Source organism: Saccharomonospora iraqiensis subsp. paurometabolica YIM 90007 (assembly GCF_000231035.2).
Lineage (GTDB): Bacteria > Actinomycetota > Actinomycetes > Mycobacteriales > Pseudonocardiaceae > Saccharomonospora > Saccharomonospora paurometabolica.
This window is the reverse complement of sequence record NZ_KI912260.1, coordinates 80,366-86,810: the sequence shown is the minus strand read 5'-3', so window position 1 is coordinate 86,810 and position 6,445 is coordinate 80,366. Positions and strand designations below refer to the sequence as shown.

Genomic DNA, 6,445 nt, shown 5'->3' with positions numbered 1-6,445 from the left:
CGCTGCCCGCGCCAGGCCCGGGAGCCCCGCCCGCGGCGGCGCCGGGCTGTTGCACGCCCTGCCCCGCCGTGTCCGGCTCCGCGAAGGGATCCGGGTCGAGGCCCTCGCCCAACGACTCGATCAACGCCGAATAGCACTCACTGATCGCCGCGACGAAGGACTGGCCGTGCCCGTGGAACTCGGTGGCTTTCTGCTGATACATGCCGCAGAACTCGCCCAGTCGGGTCTCGGTCTCTGCGAGAGCGCTCTTCATCTTCTCGAGCTCGGACCCGATATTGTCCTCAGTGATCTCCTCCGCAAAGGTCATCCCGAGAACCGCAACTGGAAGGCTCGGCCCAGCGAAGAGCACAGCGTCCAACAGGCGGTCGCCGAAACTTCTGTTCTGGAGCTCCTGATACTTCTGCTCGACTTCCTGAATGGCTGAAGGCAACTTCTTCCTCGCCGCGATCAGGTCGTCGACCTGCGACGGGGTCAGTTCCGCGACGGTTCCGTTGCCGTAGACCTGCAGCACCCGCTGGGCATAGTTGACGACGTTGCGCTGTACGCCTTCGTCGATGCTGTGGGTGATGGTGTCGGGGGCGTTTTTCAGGGCCTGGGAGAGGTCCCCGGCACCGTTCGCCAGACGCTGATTCGCCTGTTCCGCCGCGGCCTTCGCATCACCGGTCCAGTCCCCCGTGTTGCTCTTCCACGCCGAGTTGAGTGCCTCGGTCGCGCCACCGACGGCGTCATATGCCGTCGAGAGCATGTCGGCATCCGCGTGGAAGGCGCCGAAGTCGATACCCCGAAACTCGTCCAGCCCTCGACGAATGCTCTGCGGGTCGAGGCCACTGTGCGAATACCCCGCGGACGGCCCCCCGCCCGCGCCCTCGCCGGTGGCCGCGCCCGGATCCAGGGAGACCGGCTCGTAGTTCTGTGCCTCCTGCCCACCGTTCGGCCCCGCACCGACGAGCGCACTCGCCTCCGTATAGCGCGGGTGGAACTCCTCGAACAGTTTCACCACGACCGCCGCCTCGTCGACGATCTCGTCCGAGGTCGAGAAGCCTCCCTGGTTCAGGGTGTTACGCGCGTCGCTGACCCGTCCCTCAGCCCGGTCGGCGCGGGCACCGGGGAAGCTCACGTCAGCATTGTCCAGGTTTTCGAGAGGAGCCTCTCCACCGTCTATCACGTCCGACGCATCCGCCCCCACCTCGGCGGAATACTTGACGGCTTCGTCCTCGCTCAGCCTGCCGGCATTGGACAACGCATACAGGAAGTTCTGCTTGTCCTGCCGGGACACATGGGGGTCGTCGAGCGCCGCCCGCATCTCATCGAACTGTTGCGGGGTGAACCGCTCGTTCGCCAACTCTCGAACGGCGGCCGGACCGAGGATCGACACGCGCTCACACCTCCTTCGAGGCGATCATTTCGCGGCTGACCGCTTCACCCTGCTCGTAGGACTTCGCGGCCTCGGCGAGTTTGCCCCCGAGATCGGTGACCTTGTTCCCGTAGCTGTTCACGGAATCGCGGTACTTGGCGATCACGTCGCTGTAGCGGGAGGCGACCTCGGACCACGCCTTCCCAACCTGCGCCTCGGACACTCCGGTCTCGATCTTCGAGCCGGCGTTCGTGAGCTCGCCGCCCTCCTTGCCGTACGCCGAGCCGGCAGCGTCCAACTTTCCCGGGTCGACGGTCTGCCCACCTGCCACAAGGCCCCCTCAGATCGCTCGCATGTTGACCGTGTCGACTACGACGCACACCCGAAGCGACCGGTGCCGTCGTGGCGGAACCAATCTACCGAGCCGACCACTCCGCCGTGGAGCGTTCCGCACGATCCGCGGCCGGTGTGGTGTACCGCGTTTCGCGGGCGGAACGCGGTCCGGCTCAGCAGACCGACGAGACGACCCCGGCCAGCCGGTCGGCCGCGACCTGGGCAGTCTCGGCGTCCGGGGCCTCGACCATGACCCGGACGAGTTGTTCGGTGCCCGAGGGCCGCAGCAGGACTCGGCCCGTCTCGCCGAGTTCGGTCTCGACCGAGTCGACCGCCTCCTTCACGGTGGGCGAACCCGTCACGGTGGTCTTGTCCGTCACCGGCACGTTCACCAGCACCTGGGGCAGGCGGCGCATGACCCCTGCCAACTCGCGCAGCGGGTCGCCCGTCTCCGCGACGCGGCTCATCAGGCGCAGTGCGGTGAGCAGGCCGTCCCCGGTGGTGGCGTATCCGGGCAGGACGACGTGGCCCGACTGTTCGCCGCCGAGCGAGTAGCCGCCCGCGCGCAATTCCTCCAGCACGTACCGGTCCCCGACGGCGGTGCTGCGCACCGTAATACCCTGCTCCCGCATCGCGAGGTGCAGACCGAGGTTACTCATCACCGTGGCGACCAGCGTGGTGTCCGCCAATTCGCCGGCCTTGGCCATGCCGACGGCCAGCACGGCCATGATCTGATCGCCGTCGACGAGCTCGCCTCCGGAGTCCACGGCCAGGCACCGGTCGGCGTCACCGTCGTGGGCGATGCCGAGGTCGGCACCGTGCTGGACGACGGCGGCGCGCAGCGACTCCGGGTGGGTCGAACCGCAGTTGTCGTTGATGTTCACCCCGTCGGGGTCGGCGTTCACCGCGATCACTTCGGCACCCGCCTTGCGGTACGCCTCGGGCGCCGCGAACGATGACGCGCCGTTGGCGCAGTCCACGACGACGCGCAACCCGGTGAGCGAAGCCGGTGTGGCCGCGAGCAGGTGCGCGACGTACCGGTCGAGAGCGTCCTCCACGTCGGACACGCGGCCGATCTGGGCGCCGGTCGGCCGGGTCGTGGCGGCGTTGAGACCGTCGGTGATCTCGTCCTCGATACCGTCCGGGAGCTTGTGCCCGCCGTCGCCGAAGAGTTTGATGCCGTTGTCGGCCATCGGGTTGTGCGAGGCGGAGATCATCACGCCGAGGTCGACATCGAGGTCACCGACGAGGTAGGCCACGGCCGGTGTGGGCAGTACCCCGGCTCGGAGGACATCGGCGCCCGCGGAGGTGAGCCCCGCCACCACCGCCGCCTCCAGCATTTCCCCGCTGGCCCGGGGGTCCCGACCGACGACCGCAACCGGCCGGTGGGAGCGGTCGTGCTCGGCGAGGACGCGGGCGGCGCTGGCCGACACCGCCAACGCCAACTCGGGGGTGAGTTCGTCGTTGGCGAGGCCCCGGACCCCGTCCGTACCGAAAAGGCGAGCCATGTCGTCGACCTCCGTCAATCACGTGCACCTGCGACCCGACCGCAACAACCTAGCCACCCCACGATGCCCGCCCGAACCCCGGTCGGCCACACACCGCGTTCCGCGGGCTGAATGCGGTTCCCCCGACCCGACGACCCCCCGGGGGGCTGGATCTGCGAGGGGCTCACCGTGGAGGTGACGACAGTTCGCCCGCGAAATGTCGTCACCTCCACCGCCCCGTCGGACGGGACGCGCCGTGCGTCCGACGGGGCGACCGGGCCCGGAAATGAGTCGAGCGCCCACCCCGGTTGTCGGGTGGGCGCTCGACTCGGTTGTCGTGCGCGTCAGCGCTTGCTGTACTGCGGCGCCTTGCGGGCCTTCTTCAGGCCGTACTTCTTCCGCTCGATCTCGCGCGCGTCGCGCGTCAGGAAGCCTGCCTTCTTGAGCGCGGGCCGGTCGTCCCCGTCGATTTCGGCGAGTGCGCGCGCGATGGCGAGGCGCAGCGCACCGGCCTGCCCGGACGGCCCGCCGCCGTCGAGGGTCGCCACGATGTCGAACGACTCGGGCTTCTCGACCGTGTTCAGCGGCTCGCGGATCAGCTGCTGGTGAACCTTGTTCGGGAAGTAGTCCTCGAGGCTCTTCCCGTTCAACTTGAACTGGCCGCTACCCGGCACCATCCGCACACGGACGACCGCCTCCTTACGACGGCCCACCGTCTGCGCGGTGCCCCCAGCGGCACGAGACGGTTTCGGCGCGGCCGCCGTCTCGGTGGTCACGACCGCGTCGAAGGCGGTCTCGGTCTCGGTGCTGGTCACGAACTGTTCCTCACTCACTGGGTCACCTGAGCGATCTTGGTGATCTCGTGCGGCTGCGGCTTCTGCGCGGCGTGCGGGTGGTCCGGCCCGGCGTAGACCTTGAGCTTCTTGGCCTGGGCACGGCCGAGCTTGTTCTTCGGGAGCATACCCTTCACGACCTTCTCGACCAGGCGCACGGGCCGGGAGTCGAGCAGTTCGCCGAACGACTGCTTACGCAGGCCACCGGGGTAGCCACTGTGCCGGTAGGCGAACTTCTGCTCGCGCTTGTTGCCGGTGAGCGCCACCTTGTCAGCGTTGACGATGATGACGAAGTCACCGGTGTCCACGTGCGGGGCGTAGGTGGGCTTGTGCTTGCCGCGCAGCAGCGTCGCGACCTCGGTCGCGAGCCGGCCGAGCACGACATCCTCGGCGTCGATCACGTGCCAGGCACGAGTGACATCGCCGGGCTTTGGGCTGTACGTGGGCAAGGGTCTACCTCGTCGTCAACTTGCTTGTCAGGTCCGTGCGGGCTTCGCGCGTGCCGCTCCTGCACGCACAACAACACGTGAAGATACCCGGTTGCCGTGCGGTGGGTGAACGCGGGGTCGGCAGCAACTCCCCATCATAGCCCCCGTGCGCAGTCCCGGACCCGGACCCCCGGGAACGGGCCGCAGACCGGGCGACACCGACACGACGAACACCGACACGGGCCACCTCCGGCACGGAGACGGGCCGCGAGAGCGACCGGCTCGTCACGACGCGCCCGCTGAGCCCCCGCACCACCCGGAACCCGAACGGTCACGGCACGCTTACAGCGCGTCAGATCCCGACTCCAGCCACCACGACAAACCGGGCCCGTCCCCCACGGGGGCGGGCCCGGTCACGCGCAAGCACATGGAGGGCGATCAGAACATGCCCTGGATGCCCTTGTCCGTCGCCTGGTAACCGTCGGCGATCTGCGGCAGCGCGGTCGCGATCTGCGCGAGCACCTGCTTCATCTCGTCCAGCGACTGGTTCCACTCGTTCTGGCACTGCTGCCAGGCCTCCATGGCCTCACCGGACCAGGAGTCCACCAGCGGAGCCAGCCGGGACTTGAGGTCCTCGAACAGCGCGTCCAGCTCGGAGCCCGTCTTGTTGCAGTCCTCGGCGGCCGTGTGGATGGTCGCGTAGTCAACAACGATGCCGTTCGGCATTGTTCCTCCCGTTCAGTGCTGATTTCGTCGGAGAGTGTCGGAAAGCGGCGCGGATCAGAGTCCGCCGAGCGTGTTGCCGATGTTGCTGATGGCGGAGTTCTGCTCCTCTTCCGCCTGCTGGTACTTGACACCCGACTGCTGGAGGAGCTCACCGATGTTGCCGAGCGCCTCGTTCAGCTTCCGCGTCTTCTCGTCGAAGGCGTTCATCACGTTCTGGAAGGCCTTGGCGGCCTCGCCCTGCCAGCCCGCCTGCGTAGCCTCGATGTTGTTCCGCAGGGTGTTCAGGTTCTGGTCCATCTGACCCTTGATCTGGTCAACGTCCTGGTACGCCTGCTGGAACTGTTCCGGTGTCCCGGTGAAACCGCCTGCCATCGGGAGTACCCCCTTCGCTCGTGATGGTGCCGTACTGGTTCGTACCGGCGCTACGACGCAGACAGTGCCACGGCCGGTTCCGCACTGTCGCGGCAATACCCGAAGTCGTTGCTCGCGCGAACGCCCCGGGCCGCACGGCGGCCGCGCCGGCGCGGCCGCACCACGTTCCGCCCGCGAAATGCGCCACCCCTACCCGGACGCGCGGGCGGCCGGAGGTCTGCGCCGACGGTTCTCCGGGGTGGTCAGTTGGTGATGTCGAGGGTTCGGACCACCTGCTCGCACGCAGCGCGGACCTCGCCTCGGCGCCGCGCCACCTGGCATCCGATGCTCACCTGCGCAGTGCCCTGGGCCAGGACGTACCAGTCGACCGTCGCCGCCGGCTTGTGCTGTCGGTAGTGGATGACCTGTTCGCCCGCGAACCGGTGCTCCGGGTCGAAACCGGTGAACTCGTCGGACGCGGTCATCCGACGCAGTTCGCGGGCCAACTGTTCCCGCTCGGCACCGCCGTCGAAGGTGAGCACGAACTCCTGGACCGCGATGAGATCGTCGTCCTCCGCGGAGCGCGCCGACTCCGGCTTGATCACGACCTGCCGCTCCGCGACGTCGTCGACGGTCTGGACCCACCCCTCGGGGGCGACGAACCGGTAGGAGAACTGCGCATACGTGCGCCCCCGCGGTTGCGTGTCACCCGGTGTGCCGGTCACAGCCGGACGCCCGCGGGTCGCCGGGTTGTTGCCGCCCAGGGTGACCACCAGCGCCGCGGTGACGGCGGCGACCACGACGAACAGGGTCACCACCAGGATCTTCCGCCGGGGACCGGAACGGGACGGGCGCGTCGGCAGGGGCGCTGCCACCGGGTCGACCGGCGGACCGGCCTGCGGAGCGACCACGCCCCGCGGCACCGGGGCCCCG

The 6,445-nt window shown here is 68.6% G+C and carries 7 protein-coding genes and 1 pseudogene; all 8 read right to left on the bottom strand.

Annotated features, from left to right (window positions below; all coding sequences use genetic code 11):
• Positions 1 to 1,375 (bottom strand): annotated as a pseudogene (locus SACPADRAFT_RS29320) (hypothetical protein); the annotation flags it as partial.
• A gap of 4 nt (positions 1,376 to 1,379) precedes the next feature.
• A complete protein-coding gene (locus SACPADRAFT_RS0222515; protein ID WP_007025953.1) occupies positions 1,380 to 1,685 on the bottom strand; it encodes a WXG100 family type VII secretion target in 306 nt (101 codons plus the stop codon).
• A gap of 175 nt (positions 1,686 to 1,860) precedes the next feature.
• On the bottom strand, positions 1,861 to 3,195 hold the full coding sequence (gene glmM / locus SACPADRAFT_RS0222510) for a phosphoglucosamine mutase (protein WP_007025954.1): 1,335 nt from the start codon (positions 3,193 to 3,195) through the stop codon (positions 1,861 to 1,863).
• A 323-nt stretch (positions 3,196 to 3,518) separates the two neighbouring features.
• A complete protein-coding gene (gene rpsI / locus SACPADRAFT_RS0222505) occupies positions 3,519 to 3,989 on the bottom strand; it encodes a 30S ribosomal protein S9 (protein WP_028662685.1) in 471 nt (156 codons plus the stop codon).
• Between the two features lie 14 nt (positions 3,990 to 4,003).
• The gene (rplM, locus tag SACPADRAFT_RS0222500; RefSeq protein WP_007025956.1) at positions 4,004 to 4,456 is read right to left on the bottom strand and encodes a 50S ribosomal protein L13; all 453 of its coding nucleotides are present in this window, start codon (positions 4,454 to 4,456) and stop codon (positions 4,004 to 4,006) included.
• Between the two features lie 417 nt (positions 4,457 to 4,873).
• Positions 4,874 to 5,161, bottom strand: coding sequence for a WXG100 family type VII secretion target (locus SACPADRAFT_RS0222495; protein ID WP_007025957.1), 288 nt, complete (start codon positions 5,159 to 5,161; stop codon positions 4,874 to 4,876).
• Between the two features lie 54 nt (positions 5,162 to 5,215).
• Positions 5,216 to 5,533, bottom strand: a complete 318-nt coding sequence (locus tag SACPADRAFT_RS0222490) for a WXG100 family type VII secretion target (RefSeq protein ID WP_007025958.1) — start codon at positions 5,531 to 5,533, stop codon at positions 5,216 to 5,218.
• Positions 5,534 to 5,775: 242 nt separating this feature from the next.
• Positions 5,776 to 6,445 (bottom strand): type VII secretion-associated protein (locus SACPADRAFT_RS0222485; RefSeq protein WP_007025959.1); only part of this gene is annotated, 670 nt, incomplete at its 5' end.